A 24,583-nucleotide genomic window follows, 5' to 3' on the forward strand; every position below is an offset into this window, starting at 1 on the left:
TTCTGCGTGAATATTATTTCCATCGGATGCGATTTAAACGCACACGACACTAAATCAAACCTGATTGCCCCTTTGAGGATTCACCCCCATGAGCAAGATCGAAAAAGTCCTGGCCACCGGCAAGACCCACACCACCCTGAGCAGCGCTGGCAACACCTCCCGTGGCCACAACGGCAATCTCGATATCGAACTGTCATCGCCGGGTTCATCCCAACCGGCCCACGTCTTCACCGCCACCCAGCCACACCCCAAAGCCGAGCAACTGTTTGCCGGTGCCTGGTCGGCCTGTTACACCGCCGCCGTCGGCCTGGTCGCCCAGGAACGCAACATCGTGCTGCCGGCGGATCTGGCCGTCGACATCGAGGTGGACCTGGGTCAGACGGGGCCGGCCTATTTCCTTCAAGCTCGACTGACCCTGCGCGTGCCGGGGCTGGCTCACGATGTTGCGACAGAACTTGCACACATCGCCGACTCCATCTGCCCTTACTCCAAAGCCACACGCGGCAACATCGATGTTGCCCTGAATGTAATCACGGCCTAATACATCGCACACGATATTAACGTATACGAATTAAAGATAATAAACCTGAGGAAATCATCATGAGCAAAATCGAAAAAGTCCTGGCCAGCGGTAAAACCCACACCACCCATAGCCGCAGCGGCACCACCTCGCGTGGACACAACGGCAGCCTCGACATCGAACTGTCGTCGCCGGGCAGCGACACGCCCGCCCATGTGTTCACCGGCGTGCAGCCCCACCCGAAAGCCGAGCAACTGTTCGCCGGGGCCTGGTCGGCCTGCTACATCGCGGCGGTAGGCCTGGCGGCCCAGCAGTTGAAAGTGACGCTACCGGCGGACGTCGCGGTGGATATCGAAGTCGATCTGGGCCAGGCCGGAGCGGAGTATTTCCTCCAGGCGCGCCTGACCTTGATCGCGCCGGGCCTGGACCATGGCATTGCCACCGAACTGGCACACAAGGCCGATGCCATCTGCCCGTACTCCAAGGCGACCCGCGGCAACATCGATGTCGCCCTGAATGTGATGACCGCGTGATGCACCGTACGGCCGGTTTAACAGGGTGATCTCCTGACGAACCGGCCGTACGGCATTTGCAGGCCCGCAAGGTCAATACGACGGTTGCCAACGTTTCGAGCACTTCCGATACCATCGCATCCGACGTATAGTTTCTGACTTGCAAGATTGGCCCATGAGAATGCCCATGAAAACCACCGACAAGCCCTCCGCCCTGGACCTCAAACTCTCCGACTTCCTGTGTTTTGCGGTCTATTCCACCAACCTGGCGTTCGGCAAGGCCTACAAGCCGATGCTCGAACGGCTCGGACTGACCTATACGCAATACATCACCCTGGTGGCGCTCTGGGAAGAGGACAACCAGACCGTTGGCAGCCTCGGTGAAAAGCTGTTCCTGGAATCCAACACCCTGACGCCGATCCTGAAAAAGCTTGAGGCGATGGGGTATCTGCGGCGCCAGCGCGACCCGGAAGATGAGCGTCAGGTGCGCATCAGCCTGACCGAGGAAGGTCGAAACCTGCGCGCAGAATTGACGGAAGATGGCTTCCCGCAAACCGGTCTTGATCCGGATGATTTCGTGAAGATGCAACAGGCGATCGTGGCGTTGCGCAACAACCTGATTCGCGCAACCAAACCCCTGTAGGAGCGAGGCTTGCCCGCGAAGGCAGTGTGTCAGGCAACATTGAATTGGACTGACACATCGCTTTCGCGGGCAAGCCCGCTCCCACAGGATTTGGTGCAGCTTAAGAGTTATTTATCGGACTTGATCGCCGTCCACACCCGTGTGCGCACCCGCTCCAGCTTCTGCGGCAACGGCTGCACGACATACAGTGTTGCCAGCGCTTCGCTGGTCGGTGTCAGGTTCGGGTTGCCGGTGATGTCCTTGTTGATCAACGCCAGAGAATCCTTGTTGGCATTGGGGTAGCCGAGAAAGTCGCTGATGGGCGCGATGACGTTCGGGTCGAGCAAGGTGTTGAGAAATGCATGGGCCTCGTCGATGTTTTTCGCACTTTTCGGAATGGCGAAGGTGTCGAACCAGATCGGTGCGCCCTCCTTCGGCAAGCGCCAGTCGACCACCACGCCGTTGCCCGCTTCCTTGGCGCGATTGCCGAACTGGTAGAAGCTGCCGGAGTAGCCGATGGCCACGCAAATATCACCGTTGGCGATGTCGGTCATGTACTTGGCCGAGTTGAAGTAGGTCACGTAGGGGCGAACCTTCAGCATCAACGCCTTGGCTTTTTCATAGTCGTCCGGGTTCTGGCTGTTGGGGTCCAGCCCCAGGTAATGCAGGGCTAGCGGCAGGATTTCCGAAGGCGAGTCAAGCATGGCCACACCACAGGACTTGAGCTTCTCCATGTTTTCCGGCTTGAACACCAAGTCCCAACTGTCCACCGGCGCGTTCTCGCCCAGTGCGGCCTTGACCTTGGCCGGGTTGAAGCCGATCAACACGGTGCCATACATGTAAGGCACGCCGTACTGGTTGCCGGGGTCATTGGCGTCAAGCAGCTTGAGCAGCGCCGGGTCCTGGTGCTTCCAGTTGGGCAACTTGGACTTGTCGAGCTTCTGGAATACCCCCGCCTTGATCTGGGTTTCGATGAACTGGTTCGACGGCACCACCAGGTCGTATCCGGAGTTGCCTGTCAGCAGCTTGGCTTCCAGGGACTCGTTGGTGTCGAAGGTGTCCCAGGTCACTTTGATGCCGGTTTTTTCGGCGAAGTCCTTGGGCACGGACGGCAGGATGTAATCCGCCCAGTTGTAAACCCTCAACTCGTGCGTTTCGGCGTGCACCGCGCTGGCCAGCAGCGTCAGCCCACAAACCGTGGCGCCCAGGATGCGTTTGATAGTGTCCATGGATCAGTTCCCCAATGTCAGCTCGTTGGTTTTTATGTTTTCTAGACGGCAGTGGCCTGAAGAACGGCCAAGGGTAAAGACGATCAAGGTTTCTGGTTGTGGCATCGATTCTTGCTGACGGCTAGGACGCTTCACAGCGTGAGGCAGGCCAAAAGGGGATCGAAATGGCCAAAATCCGTGACCGGATGAATCGGGGGGGGGGATGTGTGGCGAGCATAAAAAAACGCCAGACCCGATGGGATCTGGCGTTTCTTGAAAGATGGCAGGGGCGGCTGGATTCGAACCAACGCATGGCAGGATCAAAACCTGCTGCCTTACCGCTTGGCGACGCCCCTGCAACTGTTGCGACGAATGACTGGCATTCGACTCCTGATACACAGCCTGTTTAAGGGCCTGTGCTGGAATGCGCGGAAATTTACCAACATTTGTTTCGTATGGGAAGCCCCTCACCCATAATTTTTCTTTTAAAACAGCGACTTGTTAGTAGAGACTCCCCGCCCCGGTAAAAAAATTTAACGCCACAGTTGAAATCCCGCCTCTGTCGCGTAAGGCTGTGCACCCAGTAACGTTATGAAAAACCTTTAAAGAGAAGTGAAGCTCCTGTGCTCAAGACCCACCGCCAGGCAAACACTCACCGTATTCCCCCTCTACTGCCGGTACTGACCGCATGATCCAAGTCACTGAAGTTTCCATTGCCCAACTGCGCGCTGCCCTTGAAGCTGGCCAGACCACTTCGGTCGAGCTGGTGCAGGCCTACCTCGCCCGCATCGATGCCTACGACGGCCCCGAGACGCCCACCGCGCTCAATGCCGTAGTGGTGCGCAACCCGGATGCGCTCAAGGAAGCGCAAGCCAGCGACGAGCGCCGAGCCAAGGGCCAGACCCTCGGCCCGCTCGATGGCATTCCCTACACCGCCAAGGACAGTTATCTGGTCAAGGGCCTGACCGCCGCGTCCGGCAGCCCGGCCTTCAAGGACCTGGTGGCCTATCGCGACGCGTTCACCATCGAACGTCTACGCGCTGGCGGGGCGATCTGCCTGGGCAAGACCAATATGCCGCCCATGGCCAACGGCGGCATGCAGCGTGGTGTCTATGGCCGCGCCGAAAGCCCGTACAACGCTGACTACCTCACCGCCCCGTTCGCTTCCGGCTCGTCGAACGGCGCCGGCACGGCCACCGCCGCCAGCTTCGCCGCCTTCGGCCTGGCCGAAGAAACCTGGTCGAGCGGTCGCGGCCCGGCATCCAACAACGGTTTGTGCGCCTACACCCCTTCGCGCGGGGTGATTTCGGTGCGCGGCAACTGGCCGCTGACACCGACCATGGACGTGGTCGTGCCGTTTGCCCGGACCATGGCCGACCTGCTCGAAGTGCTCGATGTGGTGGTAGCCGAAGACACCGATACCCGTGGCGACCTGTGGCGCCTGCAACCCTGGGTGCCGATTCCGAGCGTTGCCTCGGTGCGCCCTGCTTCCTATCTGGAGTTGGCCGTGAAGTCCGACTCGCTGGCCGGCAAGCGCTTCGGTGTGCCGAAGATGTACATCAACGCTGACCCAGAAGCGGGCACCAGCGAAGCACCGGGCATCGGCGGCCCGACCGGGCAACGCATCAACACTCGCCCTTCGGTGATCGGCCTGTGGCAGGACGCGCGCAAGGCTTTGGAAGCCGCCGGTGCCGAAGTGCTCGAAGTGGATTTCCCGCTGGTGTCCAATTGTGAAGGTGATCGCCCGGGCGCGCCGACCGTATTCAATCGCGGCATCGTCTCCAAGGAATTCCTGCACCACGAGTTGTGGGATCTGACGGCCTGGGCCTTCGATGATTTCCTGCAGGCTAACGGTGATCCGAAACTCAACCGTCTGGTCGACGTTGATGGTCCGCAGATTTTCCCCCACGACCCAGGCACCCTGCCCAACCGCGAAGGCGACCTGGCCGCCGGCATGGACGAATACGTGAAGATGGCCGAACGCGGCATCACGCCGTGGGATCAGATCACCACAGTGCCGGATGGCCTGCGCGGGCTTGAGCACACGCGCAAGATCGACCTTGAAGACTGGATGGATCGTCTGGGCCTGGATGCGGTGCTGTTCCCGACAGTGGCCGACGTGGGCCCGGCGGACGCCGATGTCAACCCAGCGTCCGCGGACATCGCCTGGAGCAACGGCATCTGGGTGGCCAACGGCAACCTCGCCATCCGCCACCTGGGTGTTCCAACGGTCACCGTGCCAATGGGCGTGATGCCGGACATCGGCATGCCGGTCGGCCTGACCTTTGCCGGTCGTGCCTATGATGATTCGGCGCTGTTGCGTTTTGCGGCGGCGTTCGAATCCACCGGCAGCAAGCGGCAGATTCCGCCGCGTACCCCACCGCTTTGCGCAACCGCATAAACTGTAGGAGCCGGCTTGCTGGCGATTGCGGTGGGTCAGGCATTGTTTTATTGACTGGACTGCCGCCATCGCCAGCAAGCCGGCTCCTACGAGGAGAAATGCGAGCCGGCTCCTACGGGGAGTGCATTAGCCGTGTCAAAACGGCACCGTCAGGGCGTGATGCCGGTCGGCCTGACCTTTGCCGGCCGTGCCTATGATGATTCGGCGTTGTTGCGTTTTGCCGCGGCGTTCGAATCGACCGGAAGCAAGCGCGAGATCCCGCCGCGTCCCCCACCGCTTTGCGCAACCGCATGAACTGTAGGAGCCGGCTTGCTGGCGATTGCGGTGGGTCAGGCATTGTTTTATTGACTGGACTGCCGCCATCGCCAGCAAGCCGGCTCCTACGAGGAGAATTGCGAGCCGGCTCCTGCGGGGAGTGCATTAGCCGTGTCAAAACGGCACAGTCAGGGCGTGATGCCGGTCGGCCTGACCTTTGCCGGCCGTGCCTATGATGATTCGGCGTTGTTGCGTTTTGCGGCGGCTTTCGAATCCACCGGCAGCAAACGGCAGATTCCGTCGCGCACCCCACCTCTCTCTGCCGGTAAATAACCTGTAGGAGCGAGCCTGCTCGCGATGGTCGTGAACGATGACGCGTAGAGCCAGTTACCCCGCGGCGTCATTGATTTTTTCGCGAGCAGGCTCGCTCCTACAATTGATCAAACTCTTCTGTAGGAGCTGCCGCAGGCTGCGATCTTTTAAAGGGCAAGATCAAAAGATCGCAGCCTGCAGCAGCTCCTACAGGTCTTACAGCAACGGAATCGCGTAGTTGATGATGAACCGGCTCTGGTCGACATCCCGGCCCGCGTCGGTGTTCGACTGACCGTTGCGCAACGAGAAACCAACGTTCTTGAACGTACCCGACTGGATCACGTAGTCCAGGGTCATGTCGCGCTCCCACTCGGACTGATCCCCGGCATTCTGTGTCTTGATGCCGGTTCCCTTCAGATAGGCGATCGACGCTTTGAGCCCCGGCACACCCAGCGCCGCGAAATCGTAGGTGTACTGGCCGAAACCCGTGTCCTCGCCCGCCCGGGTGAAGCTCTGGATCATGCGGTCGGTAGGCAGGTAGACGCTGCCGCCACCGGCGCCTTTGTCTGGCAGGCTGCCCTGGTTGGGCTGGACGAAGTTGCTGCCATCTCCTACCTGCTGGTACCCCAGCGCAATCGAGTGGCCGCCAATGGCATAGGTGATCATCGCCACCCAGGTGTTGTTGTCGATTTCACCGTCGTTATCGTCCGTAAAACCCGACACCCGATAACCCTGCGCCCGACCGGCAGCCGAACTGTTGGCGCCGCTCGAGGTAGTGTGGAAATAACGCAGATCGGTGGTGATCGCACCGGCGTCACCCAGCGACAACAAGTGGGTCAGGCCAAGGAAGTTCTGGTTGTAGAAATCCTCAAGCTGCGCGAAGTAGTACTGGGCCTTGAGGGTCTTGGTGACGTCGTAGTCGCCACCGGCGAAGTAAAACTTGTTGCTGTCTTGGGTGGCACCGGCGACTGACAGACCGGTGCGATCCGTCGAGGCACGCCCCACGGCCTGCTCCAGTAAACCGCCGGTCAAGGTCAAGCCATCGACGTCTTTGGAAGTGATTTGAGTGCCAGTGAACGACTGCGGCAAAACGCGCGCGTCGTTGGAAATCAGGATGGGTAGTTTTGGCAACAGCGTGCCGTAGCGCAATTCGGTTTTGCTGATGCGCATCTTCGCGGTCGGGCCGAAGCTGCTCCAACTATCGACCGCCTCGTCACCGTCCGAAGGGATCATGCCGCTACCAACATGACGGCCTTTTCCGCTATCGAGCGTCACGCCTAGCAACGCCTGGGCATCAAGACCGAAACCGACCGCGCCCTGGGTGAAACCGGACTCATAACGCAGCACGAAACCCTGGGCCGTTTCCTCGGTTTTCGAAGGGGCCGCAGCGCCGTCCCGGTTGTCGCTGTTGAAGTACAGGGTGCGCATCGACAACGTGGCTTTGCTGTCTTCCAGAAAACCATGGGCGCCGGTTTCAGCGGCCTGGGCGCACAGAGAACCTGTGGCCAACAGGAGGGCGGTGGGGAAGGCTCGGTTGAACATACGGGGCTCCAGGTATTTCTTATCGTTATTGGGGTGTTCTGTGGCTTGTTTCAGGCGCGCAGGATCCCGCGCCCGATGGGTGAACATGGGCTTGAAGGCTTCTGGTGATTGGATCGGCACTCGGCCCCCTGTAGGCGCTGCCGCAGGCTGCGATCTTTTGCTTGTTTAAAAGCAAGATCAAAAGATCGCAGCCTCGTTGCACTCGACAGCTCCTACAGAGGGACCGTCAAGTTCGTGAAACTCTTAAAACATTTCGAGAGGCGATTTTCAAACGAGGTGAAAGTAGTTTTCGTGGAGGGATAAGACTTGTCGTACAGAGGCATGGATCGCGGTCGTATTTGAAAATCCACCCTGCAGGTTTTCATCAATGGTCAATACTGAACACCCCACCCCGTACCGAGGATAAAAGGATGCCCCTGACTCTGTACTACCACCCCCTCTCATCGTTCTGCCACAAGGTCCTGATCGCGCTCTATGAACACGGCATCACGTTCGAAAAGCGCATCATCGACCTGTCCAATGCCGCCGAGCGGGCAGAGCTCGAAGTGCTGTGGCCACTGTGCAAATTCCCGGTCATTCACGATCACGACCGCCAGCGCAACGTGCCGGAATCGAGTGTGATCATCGAATACCTGGACCAGCTGTATGTCGGCCAACATCAACTGATCCCCGACGATTGGGACATCGCGCTGCAGGTGCGGCTGTGGGATCGCTTTTTCGACTGCCATGTCCAGGTGCCCATGCAACAGATCGTCGCTGATCGCCTGTTCGCCACCCACGGCGACCTGACCAAACAACGCACCGCCCTGCTGACCGCCTACACCATGCTTGAACGCCAGCTCCATGACAGAACCTGGGTGGCCAGCCCCGACTTCAGCCTGGCCGATTGCGCTGCCGCCCCGGCCCTGTTCTATGCCAGCACCCTTGTGCCATTCCCCGATGACTGCCAGAACCTGAGCGCCTACTTCGAGCGTTTGATTCAACGACCGTCGATTCAGAGGGTCATCGACGAAGCCAAACCCTGGTTTGCCTACTACCCCTTTGCCGAGGCGATTCCAGAACGGTTCCGCTAACCGGCATTTCCGAAGCACCCTGTTGCTTGGCCCGCACCTTGCTTTAGCTGATTTCGCTGAAGGGTCAACACCCACATTGCTGGAATCACTGGAGGTAGACATGACGGGGCACGCAACGTTGGCACTGCTGTTGGCTGCACTGGCGGCCATTGTGATCGTCCTGGTCGCAGTATTCACCGCAGCTGCAGTGGCACAGGTAACCGCGACCACCTTCACGTTCATCGGCATTGCAGACAAAGTCATACCGGACATCCAACCCCTGACGGCCCTGGCCCTCACGCCGAACCAGGCCATGATCATGGCAGCCCTGCAAGCCGGGGGACTGACAACGATCACCGAGCTCATGCAACAGGTCAATCTGGTGATCATCACCGCAACGCTCTAACCCCCGCATCTCCTGTAGGAGCGAGCATGCTCGCGATGAACGTCAACGATGACGCGCCCAGCCTGACGGAACGCGTTGCCTGGATGTTTTTCGCGAGCAAGCTCGCTCCCACAGGTATGGCCCCGCCAAACCATTCCCAAACGATCACCCTCCCCCACAAAGCCAACCCACCACAGGGAATTTCCCCAATGTCGGGGGTACTTTCGCCCCGTCGGTTGCGCCGGTGGCGATCCCGGCCTATGGTCCAGACGAAGCCTTGCCGCAACCGATGCGTTGACGCGCCGACGGTTGATGGCAATCCACCGAGGATCCAAGCAGCGAGGTGACGACATGCCCAACGACTCCCGCCCTGCCGTGCTCGAACTCATTGGCAACACGCCGCTGGTGCGTGTCAGCCGTTTCGATACCGGTCCCTGCACCCTGTTTCTCAAGCTCGAATCACAAAACCCCGGCGGCTCGATCAAGGATCGCATCGGCCTGGCGATGATCGACGCCGCCGAGCGCGATGGTCGTCTCAAGCCCGGCGGCACCATCGTCGAAGCCACCGCCGGCAACACCGGCCTGGGTCTGGCGCTGGTCGGCCGGGCCAAGGGTTATCGCGTGGTACTGGTGGTGCCGGACAAAATGTCCACGGAAAAAGTCCTGCACCTCAAGGCCATGGGCGCCGAGGTGCACATCACTCGTTCCGATGTCGGCAAAGGTCATCCCGATTACTACCAGGACGTTGCCGCGCGTCTGGCGGCGGAGATTCCCGATGCGTTTTTCGCCGACCAATTCAACAACCCCGCCAACCCGCTGGCCCATGAATGCAGCACCGCGCCGGAGATCTGGGCGCAGACCCAGCATGACGTCGACGCCATCGTTGTCGGCGTCGGTTCCGCCGGCACACTGACCGGGTTGACCCGCTTCTTTAACCGCGTGCAGCCGAACCTGGAGATGGTGCTGGCCGACCCGGTGGGTTCAGTGATGGCCGAGTACAGCCGCAGCGGCACCCTCGGCACGCCCGGTTCCTGGGCTGTGGAAGGCATCGGCGAAGACTTCATTCCGTCGATCGCCGACCTGTCCAGCGTGCGCCACGCCTACTCGATCAGCGACGAGGAAAGCTTCGATCACGCCCGCCAATTGCTGCGCGCCGAAGGCATTCTGGGTGGTTCGTCGACCGGCACCCTGCTGGCGGCGGCGCTGCGTTATTGCCGCGAACAGACCGAACCGAAGCGGGTGGTCAGCTTCGTCTGCGACACCGGCACCCGATACCTATCGAAGGTCTATAACGATCAATGGATGAACGATCAGGGACTGTTGCCGAGCAAGCGCTACGGCGACTTGCGTGACCTGATCGCACGGCGTTTCGAGGATGGCCGGGTGATCAGCGTAGGTCCGGACGACACCCTGCTCACCGCGTTCCAGCGCATGCGCCTGGCGGACGTCTCGCAACTGCCGGTGCTGGTCGGCGGCAAACAACTGGTTGGCGTGATCGATGAGTCCGACATTCTGCTGGGCGTGCACGAAGACGCCTCGCTGTTTCGCCAGTCAGTGACCAGTGCCATGACCGACAAGCTGCAAACCCTGCCGCCCGACGCCAGTCGGGCGCAATTGGAAGCGGTGCTCGACCGCGGGCTGGTGGCGATCATCGCCGACGGTTCGGCCTTCCACGGTCTGATCACCCGGGTCGACATGCTCAACCACTTACGGAGAACCCTTGCATGAGTCAGCACGATAAAAATGCCGCGCCACGGGGCTTCGCCACCCGGGTGATTCACGCCGGCCAAACACCAGACCCAACCACCGGCGCGCTGATGCCGCCAATCTATGCCAACTCCACGTATCTGCAAGACAGTCCCGGCGTGCACAAAGGCTTTGACTACGGGCGCTCGCACAACCCGACACGCTTCGCGCTGGAGCGCTGTGTGGCCGACCTGGAAGGCGGCACCCGAGGCTTCGCCTTCGCTTCCGGGCTGGCGACGATCTCCACCGTACTCGAGCTGATCGACGCCGGTTCACACATCGTTTCCGGTAACGATCTGTACGGCGGCACCTTCCGCCTGTTCGATAAGGTGCGCCAACGCAGTGCCGGGCACCGTTTCAGCTTCGTCGACCTGACCGAGCCGGGTGCCTTCGAAGCCGCGTTGCAGGACGACACGCGCATGGTGATGGTCGAGACCCCGAGCAATCCCCTGCTGCGCTTGACCGACCTGGCTGCCATCGCCCGCATCTGCCGCGCCCGCGGCATCATCTGCGTGGCCGACAACACCTTTGCCAGCCCCTGGATTCAGCGCCCGTTGGAGCTGGGTTTCGACATCGTGTTGCACTCGACGACCAAGTACCTCAATGGCCATTCCGACGTGATCGGCGGCATCGCCGTGGTCGGCCAGAACGCCGAGCTGGCCGAGCGCCTGGGCTTCCTGCAAAACGCCGTGGGTGCCATTGCCGGGCCGTTTGACGCCTTCCTCACCCTGCGTGGCGTGAAGACCCTGGCGCTGCGCATGGAGCGCCACTGCAGCAACGCGCTGGAGCTGGCGCAGTGGCTGGAACGTCAGCCGCAGGTGGCGCGGGTCTATTACCCCGGACTGCCCTCGCACCCGCAACACGCGTTGGCGCGCCAACAGATGCGGGGCTTCGGCGGGATGATCTCCCTGGACCTGAACACCGACCTTGCCGGTTCGAAACGCTTTCTCGAAAACGTGAAGATCTTCGCCCTGGCCGAGAGCCTGGGTGGCGTGGAAAGCCTGATCGAGCACCCGGCGATCATGACCCACGCCACCATCCCTCCCGACACCCGCGCACAATTGGGTATCGGCGATGCACTGGTGCGCTTGTCCGTGGGCGTGGAGGATGTCGAGGACCTGCGTGCGGATCTGGCCCAGGCGTTGGCCACGATCTAAAGACTTACCTTAAATAAAGACCGTGCCCCTCAGGCACGGTCGTCGATGCAGGTATTAGTGACCCTCTTCTGCCGGGTCCACCCAATCCACCTTATTCACCTCGAGATAGCGTTTTACCGCGACGCCCAAGGTCGGAAAAAACGCGTCGTCACCAAACCGTTCGAACAACCCGAAGCGCCTGAGCTTGTCCTTGACCGGGTCCTTCATTTCCGCCATGCATAACTCGATACCCGCCGCCTGCAGGGTTTCATCGAGTTCGGCCAGCATGTCAGCGGAGGTCACGTCCACGCTGGTCACCGGTTCCGCCGCAATCACCAGCCAGCGCACCGGTGTGGGCGATGCATTCACCGCGTCCAGCACCCGCTCGTTGAACAACTCGGCATTGGCGAAAAACAGCGGCGCATCCCATCGAAACAGCACCAGGCCAGGTATCAGGCTCGCGTCGGGATAGCGCTTGATGTCATGGTAGCCCCGAACGCCTTTGGCACGACCGAGTACCGTGGAGTACGGACGCCAGCCATCCCAGAGAAATTCGATGACGGCGACCACGATGGCAATGCCAATCCCCTCAATGGCGCCGAACACCGCCACACCGACCGTGCAGACAATCGACAACCAGAATTCCCAGCGCTGGATGCGATAGATACGACGCAGGTCGCTGACTTCGATCAGGCCGATGGCGGAGGCGATCACCACCGCCGCCAGTGCGCTGTTGGGTAGATGCTGCAACAGGTCCGGCGCCACCAGCAGCAACGTGGCGACCGCCAGCGCGCCGACGATGCCAGTCAGCTGGGTCTTGGACCCTGCTGCCTCGGCCACGGGGGTGCGCGAAGAACTGCTGCTGATAGGAAAGCCCTGGAAAAAGCCCGCCGCGAGGTTGGTGATACCGAGCCCGACCATTTCCTGATTCGGGTCCACATAGGTACGGGTGCGCGCCGCATAGACACGGGACAGCACACTGGTGTCGGCAAACGAGACAAGGGCCACGGCACAACCGCCGATCAACACTGGGCCGATATCGTCCATGGTGATCCACGGAATGGCAAATGCAGGCAACCCCTGCGGCAGCGAACCGAGAACCTTCACCCCGGCGCTGGCGCCGAGATCCAGCACACCCACAACGACGGTAGCCGCGACGACCGCGATCAGGATGGTTGGCAGGCGTTTATAGCGTTTGAGCAGCAGGATCACCGCCAGGGTCGCAGCGCCAATGGCGAACGTGGTCCAGTTGGCTTTTCCATCCATCACCGACGTGCCGATGGCCCAGAGGTTTCTCAAGGGCCCGTGGGTATCAATCGAAAAGCCGAAGAGCTTGGGCAACTGACTGATCAAGACCGTCAACGCGATCCCGTTCATGTAACCGTAGCGGATCGGCTTTGACAGCAATTCGGTGATAAAGCCCAGACGAGCAAGGCCGGCCAGGATGCACACGACCCCGGAAACGATGGCCATCATGCCCGCCAGGGCCACCGCGCGTTGCGGATCGCCGCCCGACAGTGGCAGGACCACCGCCAGAATGACGGCCGCCAGCGAGGAATCCGGCCCCATCACCAGGATTCGGCTGGGCCCGAACACGGCGTAAGCGAGCAGCGGAACGATGGTCGCATACAGGCCATAGATGCCGGGTACGCCCGAAGCCACCGCATACGCGATACCGACGGGCACCAGCATGGTGGTCAGCACCAGTCCGGCAACGATGTCGTTGCGCAACCAGGCCATTTGGTATTGGCGCAGCGTCAGCAGTCCCGGCAGCCAGCGGCTCCAGTGGCGCTGATTGACGCCGGTATCGCGATGGGCAATCCGTCCCGGTTGCGCAGCGGAAGGCGAAGCATTTGATGGGTCCATAGAACGCCTCCTACTCTTCAAAGCGACGGGTGCTGTCGCGGTCGTACTCGTATCGGCGAGCAAGCGCAAACGGCGGCAACCAGGATTCGCGACGCACGATCCAGCTTTCGTAAGTGGGCGTCAGTTGGTCAGGCACATCGAGGGAACCCAGGTTCACTTCGATTTCGTCCGCGGTGCGGGAGAAAATCGATGACCCGCAGCGCGGACAGAAGCACCGCCCGGCGTAGTCCCGTATTTCACCCTCGATGGTCACCGCCTCCTGAGGGAATATCGCGCTGGCGTGAAACAGCGCCCCATGATGCTTGCGACAGTCCAGACAGTGACAAAGGCCGACCCGATACGGGCGTCCCTCCGCCACCAATCGAACGGTGCCGCAAAGACAACCACCGGTGAATCGGTCCATGTAGCGTCTCCCCTTCAGCCAAACGGTCAAAATGTAACTGCGCGTGACAGTTCCATCATAGACCTCAAAAAATATCGTGCCCTGCGGCAACAGCCACCCGCGCAGCCCTGTAGGAGCAAAGCTTGCTCGCGATGGCGGAGCGTCAGTCGACATCATCGTTGCCTGACACTCTGCTATCGCGAGCAAGCTTCGCTCCTACCGGGCTGTTGAGTGGTTGATGCCGTTGGGATCACCTGCCTTGATATCTAAAATTCACCCAGTCGATTTTTGGAATACCTGGTGTTGAATCATAGTTGCGCCATAGTCACCCAGTCCGTCTGCGTTCTACCTGATCTCCGTCAACCCTCCATGAGGTCCATTTCGTGAGCAAAGCGCCCTACGTTCCCCCCAAGGTCTGGAAACACAACGCCCCGTCTGGCGGCCAATTTGCGAACATCAATCGCCCGGTGGCCGGCCCGACCCATGACAAAGCGCTGCCGGTTGGCAAGCACCCATTGCAGCTTTATTCGCTGGCCACGCCCAATGGTGTGAAGGTGACCATTCTGCTGGAGGAGCTGCTGGCGCTCGGGCATGCCGAGGCCGAATACGATGCCTGGCTGATTCGCATTGGCGAGGGCGACCAGTTCTCCAGTGGCTTTGTCGAAATCAACCCGAACTCGAAAATCCCGGCGCTGCTGGACCGCAGCGTGCAACCGCCGATCCGCGTCTTCGAGTCCGGTTCGATCCTGCTCTACCTGGCGGAAAAATTCGGCGAATTCCTGCCCACCGACCTCACCGGACGCACCGAAACGCTCAACTGGCTGTTCTGGCAGATGGGCTCGGCGCCTTATCTGGGCGGGGGTTTTGGCCACTTTTACGCCTACGCGCCCGAAAAGCTCGAGTACCCGATCAACCGCTTTACCATGGAAGCCAAGCGTCAGCTGGATGTGCTCGACCGTCGCCTTGGCGAAAGCCGCTACCTGGCCGGCGACCACTACACCATCGCCGATATTGCGGTCTGGCCTTGGTATGGTCAGTTGGTACGGGACAAGGTGTATTCGGCGGCCGAGTTTCTATCGGCTCACCAGTACACCCATGTGCAGCGCTGGGCAGAGGACATCGCCAAGCGGCCCGCGGTCATCCGTGGCCAGCGCGTCAACCGGACGTGGGGCGATGAGGAACGTCAGGTGCCGGAGCGGCATCAGGCCAGTGATCTGGACTGAAGACTCAAGGGTGAAGCAGAACTAACTGTGGGAGCGAGCCTGCTCGCGAAAGAGGACGGTCAGTCGATGAAACTGTTGACTGACACACCGCCTTCGCCAGCAGGCTCGCTCCCACAGGGTGAAGCAGATCTCAAGCGTTATGCCGGTGAGTATCGGTGCTCTCGCCCTGATCGCCCGTCAGAGGGTGGCGTCGATTTTTTTCGCGGCGTCCTCGCTGACCCAGGCGTGCCAGACCTCCGGGTGTTCCTTGAGGAACGTCCTGGCCAACTTGGGCGATTCGATACGTTCACTGGTCATCCTTGCCAGGTTCTGGTTCAGCAGGTCGATGGGAATATTGACCTTCTGCAGGACCTCGACCAGCTCGGGCGCCTGTTCATGAAAGACGCTGGAGAGGCCCACCATGGTGACCACGTCCTTGTTGGACCCGGTCTTTTCTTCCAGCCTGATTGCATCGATCTGCCCCATCAACGGCGTCGGTGACCAGTAGTAGAACAGCACCGGTTCGCCGCGTTTGTAGCTCGACAGGACCGCCGCATCCAACGCCGCACCGGTGCCCGGACGGAAATTGGTGAAGGTGTTTTCAAGCCCGTACTCTTTCAACATCTCGGTATTGTCCTGTTCGCAGATCCAGCCCGCAGGACAGTTATAGAAACGGCCCTTGGAGGGCTCTTCCGAGTCCTTGAACACGCCCGGGTATTTGCCCAGATCGGCGACGGTCTTGAGCTCGGGTGCTTGCGCCGGCCGTTTGCGTTTGGCGTCCCCCTCGACGACATAACGCGGTACGTACCAGCCCTGGGTCGCACCGATGATCGGCGCCCCCACCCCGACAACCTTCCCGGCCGCCGCGGATTTTTTCCAGACTTCGCTGCGCTCCATCCACTCTTCACCGAACACCTGGATGTCGTTGGCGGCCAGGGCGGTTTCAAGAATGATGGTGTTGCCTACCAACTGGTCCGTTTTGCAGCCATAGCCATCCTTGAGCACGATCATCATGATGTCGGTCAGGAGCATCCCACTCTCCCAATTCAGACCGGCAAACTTCACCGGCTTGCCCGAATCACACCACGCTGACGCCTGGCTTGAAGCACTGCCAACAAGCAAACCCAGGGTGAGTAACGAGGCCAGCAATTTCTTCCTGCTTTTCATGATCAGACGCTCCGAAATTATTATTGGGGGCAGCGAACTGGTGCGTGCTACACGCGAAGGAGTGAATCAATGCTTTTTATTTTTCGAGAGAAACTCAAGCCAACGGATCGACCGAGGTGCGTCCGTAAAACAGTTTTCGGGCGTAATCGCTGAATTCGACATTGGGCTGATCCACATAGGCGAATACCGCGTTGAGTCTGAGCCTGTCCCCTTCCACTGGCGTCACGCGGTGCAGTGAATAACGGCCACGGAACAATGACAAGGTGCCTGGCACCTGGGGCAAAACTTCTACCGCCTGAGTGTTCGCGTCATCAAGGAACTGCCTGACCGCTTCATGGCAATCATCGTGCTCGTTGCGCAGCATGCGTACATACTCGAAATCCCCACCGCGGTTCGCCGCTTGCAGCGACAGCGTGACGCTGAAGTCAGATCGATCGAAATGCCATCCCAATTGCTGCCCGGCGGTAAAGCCCTGCAAGTTCAAGGCGGCCAAGGGATCGGCGTGGCGATAGAGCGTGTCCAGACCGAGTACATCCCGGATGAACGCCAACACGTCGTCTGACTCATAGAGGTTTCTCACCCAGTTGTCGGCCGGAATGTCCGCGTAGGCGACGGTGTCTTTTTCGGTTTTCATCAACCGACGCAGCGGGTGTTGCGGGTCAACACTCTGCTCCTGGGGTTTGAAATACACCGTGTGGTTCTCCCGAAAATGGAACATCCGCGGGTGCAGTGCGAGGGTTTGGTCGGCCATCGTGCCCACCGGTTCATCACGGACAAACCCCGGGAAGATCGCAACCCCCTCTTGCTGAAGCAAGGTTTGGCTTCGAGCAACCAGTTCGCGATACGCGCAGCTGTTTCGATCGGTGATGGGATAACGCTCAAGGTCGACGATATCGCCCAGGGTGACGGCGGGTTCCAGCGCAAGCATGGTCATGGTTCTTGTTCTCCGTTGGCTGTTGCTGGAACCAGATTGCTATGCTGGAAAAAACAAGTCACGCTCATAATTTTACGTATTTTTGTGAATTATTTTCAGGTCGCGCGCCCATGAGACTCACCCTGGATCACCTGGTCATGCTTCAAACGCTGTCGGAAGTCGACTCCGTCACCGCTGTCGCCGAGCGTTTATGGCTCACGCCCTCCGCAGTCAGTCATCGCATGCGCGAGGCCGAGCGCCGATTGGGCGTGAACCTGACAGAGCGCTCGGGCGGAAAGCTGCGACTCAGCCCCGCCGGCGTGCGCCTGGAACGCGCCGCCCGGGACATCATCGCGATCCTCAACGAAGCGGAGTCCGAAGCCCGGTCCATGGCCGGAGGGGTGACCGCGTTTGTCCGCATGGGTGTGACGTCCTACGGTCCGTTTCGCTGGATTCCAAAATTCATCAAGCACTACTCAAGCCTGCGCCCGGATATCGAAATCACTTTGGTGACGGTGCCGCGCAACGATGTCTACGCAAGCCTCATGCAAGGTCGGCTGGATGTATCGATCATTGATGACGGCATGGTCCCCAGCGGTGTCGCCAAACTGCCGCTGTTCCGGGACGACTTGATTGCGATCATGGCCACCGACCATCCCCTGGCGGGCAGAAAGAATATCTACGCCGAAGACTTCAAGACCTACAACCTGGTGACGTACTCGACCGACCGTGCAAGCGGCTGGGAATACGACCGATTCTTCGCTCCCGCCAGCATCTTGCCGAGGCGGATGATCACGGTCGAGGTGATCGAAGCCATCGTCGAACTGGTGCGCTCGGGGTACGGCATCAGCATATTGCAACGGGATCTGGTGACGCCCAGCCTTGAACGGGGGGAACTGGCATGGGCCAAACTCAATGACGGCCTGGATATCGCGTGGAATGCAATCGTCCGCCCTTCCGAGCAGGAAAACAGCGAGGTCAATAAGATGGTCGCTGAGCTCAATGACTGGATTAAAACCCAGGAACAAGCCTGATTCGGCAGTTGTCCCGGCTTTCATCGATGCAAGCGACGGCACCCGCGAACTTTTTCCTGATTATCGGTCTATGTGGATAGGCACATTTGCTCGCTCAGCGCAGATGGCCACATGTCAGAACGTCTATCAGAGGTTGTCTTTGCTCATGAAATTCCATGGTCCACGGATGGTGCTCTTCGGCCTGTTCGCGTTAGCGGCAGCCGGCTCGGCATCAGCGACACAGATGAAGACCTCAGCCCCTGCTTTCGCCACCGAAGTCACAGCCGTCCAGGCCCAGGAACACGTGGCGCAAAACCCTTGGCCGACCTTGGCCAGCATGGCCGCGCAGCCATCAGGGACGTTGCTGGCCCATGACGACCGCTATTGGCATGACGGCCGTTGGTACGACCGCAGGGACGATTGGCGCCGGGAAGAGTGGCGCAAAGAGCAATGGCGCAGAGAGCAAGCCCGCCGCGAAGCCGAACGTCATCGTGACTGGGAACGCCACCACGATCGGGTCATGGGACACCGCTACGACAATGATCGCCGCTATTATCGTCGCTAGTGCACTGGACATCACGTCACATGGGTGACTTATAGGGTATCGCTCGATACCCTTATCTGGCCGTCGCCTGACGGTTTCCGGATCAAAGCCCATTTCACCCAGACGAGCGTGTCATGAAATCCCCCGCAGGTTTGCTGCTGTCGGCTATCGAGCTGGACCGCGCCAGTGCCATTCCCCTTTACCGTCAGCTGTACCTGCAAATTCGCAAACAGATCCTCAACGGCAGGCTCCAGAGCGGTGCGCGCCTGCCCTCGACCCGTACCTTGAGCAACGAGCTGGGGTTGTCGCGGATAACCCTTCTCAATGCATTCGATCAACTGATTGCGGAAGGCTTCCTGGCCTCGCGCACCGGTGCCGGCACCTACGTCGGCACCGAGTGGGAAAGCCGGGGCCTGGAAGATGAGCAACAGCGCCAGCCTCCGCGCCTGTCGGACCTCAGCCAGTCAATGCTGTCGCTGCGCAGCGATCATTTTCGCGGGGTGTCCTATGCCGACTGGGACCCAGCGACCCCGACCTCCTTCTTGCCCAGCCACAGCACCTATGACGCTTTCCCGCAGGCGATCTGGCGACGCCTGATGAACCGTCACTTGCAAAAGCCCACCAAGGCAATCCTGGGCTACGGCGAGTTGCAAGGTTTGCAGGCACTTCGCACAGCGATTGCCGAATACGTCTTCGATGCACGCGGCATCGACTGCACGGCCGGGCAAGTGGTGATCGTTTCCGGCGCGCAGCAAGCGTTCAACCTGCTGGGGATGTTGCTGCTCAATCCGCAGGACAGCGTCTGGATGGAAGACCCGGGGCACATCGCCGCGCGCATTGCGTTGCAGGCCCAGGGCGCTCAAATCGTTCCATTGCGCATTGATGAGCAAGGGATCGATGTCCAGCAGGGTCTGGCCGAATGCCCCGATGCCCGCCTGGTGTTTTGCACGCCTTCGCGCCAGCACCCTTTGGGCGTCACCTTGAGTTACGCGCGGCGCCAGGCACTGATTGATTGGGCGGCGCAGCAACAGAGCTGGATCATCGAGGACGATTGCGACAGTGAGTTTCGCTACAGCGGCCGCCTCCTCCCGGCCCTGTATGCCTTGGACCAGATGGCCCGGGTGATCTACGTCGGCACCTTCAGCAAAGTGCTCTTTCCGTCACTGAGGCTCGGTTATGTGATTCTGCCGCAGGCCCTGGTCGAACCCTTCTGCACCCTGCGCGCGGTCATGGATCGCAGCCCGCCCACACTGCTTCAGGCGACAACGGCGGACTTCATGAGTGAAGGCCATTTCCTGGGGCACATCCGCCGCATGCGCGCACTGTACAAGGCACGCCAACAGGCGCTGATCGAGCAGCTTGAAACGCAGATCGGCAGTTTTTTCAGGATCGCTCCAACGGATGCCGGCATGCACCTGATCGCCTGGCTGCCGCCCGAACTCAGTGACACTGAAATCGCCGGGCAACTGGCCCGGCACAACATCCACACCTACGCCTTGAGCGACTACCGCATCCAGCATGCCCTGCCGCCGGCCCTGTTGATCGGCTTTGCCGGCACACCTGAAAACCAGGCGCGGGAACGGGTCGAAGCGCTGGCCCGGGCCTTGCGTACTTTGGGTTACCTACCCCCGACCGCTTGAAGCGAGGCAAGTGGTCTTATCAATTAACGGATAATGGATCTATCGAGCGTTCCTGACTGGCGCGATAAAGGCGGCGTCTGAACCAGGAACGACTCTAATGAACAATACGATCCAGGAACGATTCAACGCCTTGCTGAGCCATAAGGTGTTCGAACACGGGGACGCTCCCGTGCTGACGGACGCACTGGCCCGGCGGTTGCTCCAGCGTCTGGGGCAATTGCGCCTGTTTGCCCACGCTTACCCGCTATTGACCAACCTCACTCACGGTCGAGTGACCCCTGCCGACTTGCTGGATTTCGCCTATCGCCACGAGCTGCAAGGCCTGAGCCTGCACTTACTCGATGGCGAGGAAAACAGCCTGAGCCAAATGTCATCCACGCAACTCCAGGCCTTTGCCGACAAGGCACAGGCGCTGGGATTGGATGTGCACCTGGAAATCAGCAGCACGCGGAAAAAAGATGTCGATCAGGTGATCGCCATCGCCAGGGCCCTGGGGGTGCGCAACATCCGTGTTTACTCGCGCTACGAGGGCACGCTGTCGCAGGTCATGGACGTGATCGAGACCGACCTGCGCTACTTGGCGCAACAGGCCGACGAACACGATCTGTACTTTGATTTCGAGCAACACGAAGAACTCAAGAGCGGCGAAATCGCGCAACTGCTCAATCGTCTCAATCACCCTCGCCTGCACGCCCTGTTCGACTTCGGCAACATGATCAATGCCTGCGAACAGCCCCTTCAAGCCCTGCGCAACCTGGCGCCACACATCCGCCAGACTCACCTCAAGGGCGTGCGCATCGTCCCCGAGCAAAACGGCTTCGGCCATTACGGCGTCTTGCAGGGCAGCGACGAGGACGACCTGCCCGGCGCCCGTATGTTGTTCGAGCTGCTGATGCTGGGGGAAACCACCCCGCAGGTGATCGCCTTCATTCTCGAGCAGGAAAACCACTACGTGGCCCCGGCTTTCCGTCAAAGCCTCGAGGCGGACGACCCCTTCATTGCCTACCGGGAGATGAGCGAAACGCCGCTGCCAAACGGCTACTCGCTGGAGCGAATGCTGGCCGATGAACACCGCTGGGCGAACAACCAGGTCGCCTGGGTCCGGGGCGTGCTGGCCGAACTGCGCACCCTGGCCGAGCTGACCCTGGCCTCCTCTTCCAACGCCTGAACCTGACGACCCGACTACGCCCGGAGAACAATAATGACAACTCAAAACAAGGCCAAATGGCTCAGATTTCTGATCCTCATCCTCGGTGGCGGCACCATCTACAAGCTGGCGAACCTCAAGGACGCTTTCTATGTGCCCATGCAGGAATTCATGGGTTTGAGTCACACCGAAATCGGCATGCTACTCAGTGCCAACGCAATCATCGCCACGGCGCTGTTTGTCATTGGTGGCCTGCTCGCCGATCGCTACGAAACGCGCAAACTGATTCCCCTGGGCCTGATCGGCACCGGTAGCCTGGGCTTGTACCTGGTGACCTTTCCGCCGTTCAACCATTTGCTGATCGTGTTCAGCCTGCTGGCCGTCTGTGCCGACTGCCTGTTCTGGCCTTCGCTGCTCAAGGCCATCCGCAACCTGGGTGACGATCAGGAGCAAGGCCGCTTGTTCGGCCTGCTCGAAGGCGGGCGTGGCGTGGTGGATACCCTGGTGGCCTTCTCCGCCCTGGGCGTGTTCGTCGCCATGGGTTCGGGCGAAACCGGCTTGAAGTCGGCGATCCTGTTCTACTCGGTCATCGACATTTTGGCGGGCAGCCTGACCTGGTTCCTGCTCAAGGGCGGCAACACGCAATCGGCAGCCAAGCCGAAAAATGGTTTGGCGAACCTGATGGAAGCGATCAAGGTGCCGGGGATCTGGCTGGTCAGCCTCAACGTGTTCATGGTCTACATCGTCTACTGCGGCCTGACTTACTTCATTCCGTACCTCAAGGAAATGTACGGCTTGCCCGTGGCACTGGTGGGCGCCTACGGGATCATCAACCAATACTTCCTGAAGATCCTTGGCGGGCCTGCCGGCGGTTTCATTGCCGACAAGCAATTCAAAAGCACCAGCCGCTACCTGAAATGGGCATTCCTGGCGCTGCTGCCGCTGATGGGCGTGATCATGCTGATCCCGAAAAGCCCGAGCTTCATCTATGCGGGCATGGCCGCCACCCTGTCCTTCGCCCTGATCGTGTTCTCCATGCGTGGCGTGTTCTGGGCGCCCATGGGTGAAGTCGGCATTCCCCAGCACATCACCGGCTCGGCTTTCGGCATCGGATGCCTGATCGGCTATGCCCCCGGCATGTTCGCCTACGTCATCTATGGCGCGATCCTCGACCACTTCCCCGGTGAACAGGGCTACAACTACGTCTTCACCCTGATGAGCGGACTGGCCATTGTCGGTTTCATGGTGTCCAGCCTGCTCTACCAAGCGGTGCGCAAAAAGACCGTGGCTGTTGACGGGATGAGCGCGGCGCAAGCCTGATCATTGGCGTGGGCTGAAGGCGGCACTTCGTGCCAGCCGACCTGATCTCGAATTAACGCATTCACCTGTAGGAGCAGAGCTTGCTTGCGATGACGGCAGTCCAATCAACAATGCGTTGACTGACGCACCGCCATCGCGAGCAAGCTTTGCTCCTACAGGTATGCGTATATGCCAATAACGGATACGTACACCGTCTCAATTGAACAGCATCACGCAATCCACGGAGCACACGTCCCTTTGTAGGAGCAGAGCTTGCTCCTACAGGTATGCGTATATGCCAAAAACGGATACGTACGCCGTCTCAATTGAACAGCATCACGCTATCCACGGAGCACACCTCCCTTTGTAGGAGCAGAGCTTGCTCGCGATGACGACAGTCCAATCAACAATGCGCTGCCTGACACACCGCCATCGCGAGCAAGCTTTGCTCCTACAGGTAGGCGTATATGCCAATAACGGATACGTACGTCGTCTCAATTGAACAGCATCACGCAATCAACGGAGCACACGTCCCTTTGTAGGAGCAGAGCTTGCTCGCGATGATGGCAGTCCAATCAACAATGCGTTGCCGGACACTCCGCCATCGCGAGCAAGCTTGCTCCTACAGGTATGCGTATATGCCAAAAACGGATACGTACGCCGTCTCAATTGAACAGCATCACGCAATCAACGGAGCACACCTCCCTTTGTAGGAGCAGAGCTTGCTCGCGATGATGGCAGTCCAATCAACAATGCGCTGCCGGACACTCCGCCATCGCGAGCAAGCTTGCTCCTACAGGTAGGCGTATATGCCAAAAACGGATACGTACGCCGTCTCAATTGAACAGCATCACGCAATCAACGGAGCACACGCCCCTTTGTAGGAGCGAGCCTGCTCGCGAAAAACGCCAGGACGCCACGGGCATTCAGACAGCCCGCGTTATCGTTGACGTTCATCGCGAGCAGGCTCGCTCCTACAGGGGATTGATAACATCCGCCAAAACCAGGTCGTTTCACCAAGTCTGTCGGACCACAGCACTTACTTCATTTGAGTTCCGTTCTTATTTCGGTGCCAGGCACGAAAAACTTACCTGGATCATCGGCCTGCTTCAGGTCAATCAAGGCTCGGCAAATGCAATGCGAGAACTGTTCCTTTATTGCGTCGGGGTCTTGCCATGCCATTTGCGATGACTGCAAGGCTTGTCCGTTGGACGATTTGTAGCAGGTACAATTGTCCAGTCGGGTGATGCCAGTGTTGCTTTGACAAGCCGTGGTCAGCAAAGCGATCGCGATGACCATGACGAAGCGTTTCATTGGCTTCTCCTCCCAAGCTGTTCTGCTCAATAGGCCCGACATTAGGAAGAAGCTTAGCTGTCATTTTCCATCGATCCATTCACCGGTTGTTTTCAATCAAAAGCGAACAGGAACCTGAGTCGACAGTTAAACTGATACCATTCAGAGACTTACAAGCCGAGTCGAAAAATATGAACCGCCGTAAAAAAATCAATCAGCTATTAAAGGCAAACGCCAAGAAGGCCAGTGCCAAATTGGCACCGAAAAAGCCCAAATACATCAGTAAAGCCGATCGCCTGAAACTGGCTGCTGAATCCATTCAAGACCCGGTCGTTTCCTCCGAAGTTTGATCTCGGTTTCTGGAAAACCGCTGTCTTATACCGATGCACGCCGTCGGCACGTACCTTAAGTACACGGCCAAGCCAC

22 protein-coding genes, 1 tRNA gene and 2 pseudogenes are annotated in these 24,583 nt (G+C 59.6%); 17 read left to right on the forward strand and 8 right to left on the reverse strand.

The genetic code is table 11. The annotated features are described in order from the left end of the window. The first annotated feature begins 88 nt into the window (after positions 1-88). From ABTV22_RS16615 to ABTV22_RS16625, 3 genes are all read left to right on the forward strand, one after another. Positions 89-541, forward strand: coding sequence for an Ohr family peroxiredoxin (locus tag ABTV22_RS16615; protein WP_433735589.1), 453 nt, complete (start codon positions 89-91; stop codon positions 539-541). Between the two features lie 59 nt (positions 542-600). Further along, on the forward strand, positions 601-1,053 hold the full coding sequence (locus tag ABTV22_RS16620; RefSeq protein WP_433735590.1) for an Ohr family peroxiredoxin: 453 nt from the start codon (positions 601-603) through the stop codon (positions 1,051-1,053). Positions 1,054-1,219: 166 nt separating this feature from the next. Continuing rightward, positions 1,220-1,675: a MarR family winged helix-turn-helix transcriptional regulator gene (locus ABTV22_RS16625; protein WP_433735591.1), complete on the forward strand. Its 456-nt coding sequence runs from the start codon at positions 1,220-1,222 to the stop codon at positions 1,673-1,675. A gap of 107 nt (positions 1,676-1,782) precedes the next feature. Here ABTV22_RS16625 and ABTV22_RS16630 read toward each other — a convergent pair whose 3' ends face one another. Together ABTV22_RS16630 and ABTV22_RS16635 are read right to left on the reverse strand one after the other, a co-directional pair. Then, positions 1,783-2,883 carry a polyamine ABC transporter substrate-binding protein gene (locus ABTV22_RS16630; protein WP_433735592.1) on the reverse strand — a complete coding sequence of 367 codons (1,101 nt, stop codon included), beginning with the start codon at positions 2,881-2,883 and terminating at the stop codon, positions 1,783-1,785. 260 nt (positions 2,884-3,143) lie between these two features. After that, a tRNA-Gln gene (locus ABTV22_RS16635) sits at positions 3,144-3,218 on the reverse strand. A 332-nt stretch (positions 3,219-3,550) separates the two neighbouring features. On the opposite strand from ABTV22_RS16635, the gene ABTV22_RS16640 reads away from it, so the two are divergent. The 3 genes and pseudogenes from ABTV22_RS16640 to ABTV22_RS16650 all read left to right on the forward strand — a co-directional run. Then, on the forward strand, positions 3,551-5,263 hold the full coding sequence (locus ABTV22_RS16640; RefSeq protein ID WP_433735593.1) for an amidase: 1,713 nt from the start codon (positions 3,551-3,553) through the stop codon (positions 5,261-5,263). Between the two features lie 159 nt (positions 5,264-5,422). Next, positions 5,423-5,557: pseudogene (locus ABTV22_RS16645) on the forward strand (hypothetical protein); the annotation flags it as partial. A gap of 159 nt (positions 5,558-5,716) precedes the next feature. Next, positions 5,717-5,851: pseudogene (locus ABTV22_RS16650) on the forward strand (hypothetical protein); the annotation flags it as partial. A 195-nt stretch (positions 5,852-6,046) separates the two neighbouring features. On the opposite strand, the gene ABTV22_RS16655 reads toward ABTV22_RS16650, so the two are convergent. Then, a complete protein-coding gene (locus ABTV22_RS16655) occupies positions 6,047-7,372 on the reverse strand; it encodes an OprD family porin (RefSeq protein WP_433735594.1) in 1,326 nt (441 codons plus the stop codon). Positions 7,373-7,782: 410 nt separating this feature from the next. Between ABTV22_RS16655 and ABTV22_RS16660 the strand changes: the two genes are divergently transcribed. From ABTV22_RS16660 to ABTV22_RS16675, 4 genes are all read left to right on the forward strand, one after another. Next, the gene (locus ABTV22_RS16660) at positions 7,783-8,445 is read left to right on the forward strand and encodes a glutathione S-transferase family protein (RefSeq protein ID WP_433735595.1); all 663 of its coding nucleotides are present in this window, start codon (positions 7,783-7,785) and stop codon (positions 8,443-8,445) included. Between the two features lie 100 nt (positions 8,446-8,545). After that, positions 8,546-8,830, forward strand: coding sequence for a hypothetical protein (locus ABTV22_RS16665; RefSeq protein ID WP_433735596.1), 285 nt, complete (start codon positions 8,546-8,548; stop codon positions 8,828-8,830). Positions 8,831-9,160: 330 nt separating this feature from the next. Further along, positions 9,161-10,537, forward strand: coding sequence for a pyridoxal-phosphate dependent enzyme (locus ABTV22_RS16670; protein WP_433735597.1), 1,377 nt, complete (start codon positions 9,161-9,163; stop codon positions 10,535-10,537). Further along, positions 10,534-11,712 (forward strand): trans-sulfuration enzyme family protein, encoded by a 1,179-nt coding sequence (locus ABTV22_RS16675; RefSeq protein WP_433735598.1) that lies wholly within the window; start codon positions 10,534-10,536, stop codon positions 11,710-11,712. The genes ABTV22_RS16670 and ABTV22_RS16675 overlap by 4 nt, the downstream gene beginning before the upstream one ends. Before the next feature lie 54 nt (positions 11,713-11,766). On the opposite strand, the gene ABTV22_RS16680 is transcribed toward ABTV22_RS16675, so the two are convergent. After that, positions 11,767-13,557 carry a SulP family inorganic anion transporter gene (locus ABTV22_RS16680; protein WP_433735599.1) on the reverse strand — a complete coding sequence of 597 codons (1,791 nt, stop codon included), beginning with the start codon at positions 13,555-13,557 and terminating at the stop codon, positions 11,767-11,769. A gap of 10 nt (positions 13,558-13,567) precedes the next feature. Next, the gene (locus ABTV22_RS16685; protein WP_433735600.1) at positions 13,568-13,960 is read right to left on the reverse strand and encodes a GFA family protein; all 393 of its coding nucleotides are present in this window, start codon (positions 13,958-13,960) and stop codon (positions 13,568-13,570) included. Between the two features lie 362 nt (positions 13,961-14,322). Between ABTV22_RS16685 and yghU the strand changes: the two genes are divergently transcribed. Continuing rightward, on the forward strand, positions 14,323-15,162 hold the full coding sequence (gene yghU / locus ABTV22_RS16690) for a glutathione-dependent disulfide-bond oxidoreductase (protein ID WP_433735601.1): 840 nt from the start codon (positions 14,323-14,325) through the stop codon (positions 15,160-15,162). Positions 15,163-15,339: 177 nt separating this feature from the next. Here the strand turns inward: yghU and ABTV22_RS16695 are convergent, their stop codons facing one another. Then, on the reverse strand, positions 15,340-16,308 hold the full coding sequence (locus ABTV22_RS16695; protein WP_433735602.1) for an ABC transporter substrate-binding protein: 969 nt from the start codon (positions 16,306-16,308) through the stop codon (positions 15,340-15,342). Between the two features lie 94 nt (positions 16,309-16,402). Then, positions 16,403-17,242, reverse strand: coding sequence for a HalD/BesD family halogenase (locus ABTV22_RS16700; protein ID WP_433735603.1), 840 nt, complete (start codon positions 17,240-17,242; stop codon positions 16,403-16,405). 110 nt (positions 17,243-17,352) lie between these two features. On the opposite strand from ABTV22_RS16700, the gene ABTV22_RS16705 reads away from it, so the two are divergent. From ABTV22_RS16705 to ABTV22_RS16725, 5 genes are all read left to right on the forward strand, one after another. Further along, on the forward strand, positions 17,353-18,255 hold the full coding sequence (locus ABTV22_RS16705; RefSeq protein ID WP_433735604.1) for a LysR family transcriptional regulator: 903 nt from the start codon (positions 17,353-17,355) through the stop codon (positions 18,253-18,255). A 145-nt stretch (positions 18,256-18,400) separates the two neighbouring features. Next, positions 18,401-18,799 (forward strand): hypothetical protein, encoded by a 399-nt coding sequence (locus ABTV22_RS16710; RefSeq protein WP_433735605.1) that lies wholly within the window; start codon positions 18,401-18,403, stop codon positions 18,797-18,799. 113 nt (positions 18,800-18,912) lie between these two features. Next, positions 18,913-20,418, forward strand: coding sequence for a PLP-dependent aminotransferase family protein (locus tag ABTV22_RS16715; RefSeq protein ID WP_433735606.1), 1,506 nt, complete (start codon positions 18,913-18,915; stop codon positions 20,416-20,418). Between the two features lie 97 nt (positions 20,419-20,515). Beyond that, the gene (locus tag ABTV22_RS16720) at positions 20,516-21,586 is read left to right on the forward strand and encodes a sugar phosphate isomerase/epimerase family protein (protein ID WP_433735607.1); all 1,071 of its coding nucleotides are present in this window, start codon (positions 20,516-20,518) and stop codon (positions 21,584-21,586) included. Positions 21,587-21,619: 33 nt separating this feature from the next. Then, positions 21,620-22,885 carry an MFS transporter gene (locus tag ABTV22_RS16725; RefSeq protein ID WP_433735608.1) on the forward strand — a complete coding sequence of 422 codons (1,266 nt, stop codon included), beginning with the start codon at positions 21,620-21,622 and terminating at the stop codon, positions 22,883-22,885. A 1,023-nt stretch (positions 22,886-23,908) separates the two neighbouring features. On the opposite strand, the gene ABTV22_RS16730 is transcribed toward ABTV22_RS16725, so the two are convergent. Next, complete coding sequence (locus ABTV22_RS16730; RefSeq protein ID WP_433735609.1) at positions 23,909-24,178, reverse strand: hypothetical protein; 270 nt, start codon at positions 24,176-24,178, stop codon at positions 23,909-23,911. Between the two features lie 170 nt (positions 24,179-24,348). On the opposite strand from ABTV22_RS16730, the gene ABTV22_RS16735 reads away from it, so the two are divergent. Next, positions 24,349-24,507 (forward strand): DUF2986 domain-containing protein, encoded by a 159-nt coding sequence (locus tag ABTV22_RS16735; RefSeq protein ID WP_433735610.1) that lies wholly within the window; start codon positions 24,349-24,351, stop codon positions 24,505-24,507. Positions 24,508-24,583 lie beyond the last annotated feature (76 nt).

The organism is Pseudomonas putida (assembly GCF_050990305.1).
In the GTDB taxonomy this organism is placed as follows: domain Bacteria; phylum Pseudomonadota; class Gammaproteobacteria; order Pseudomonadales; family Pseudomonadaceae; genus Aquipseudomonas; species Aquipseudomonas putida_AH.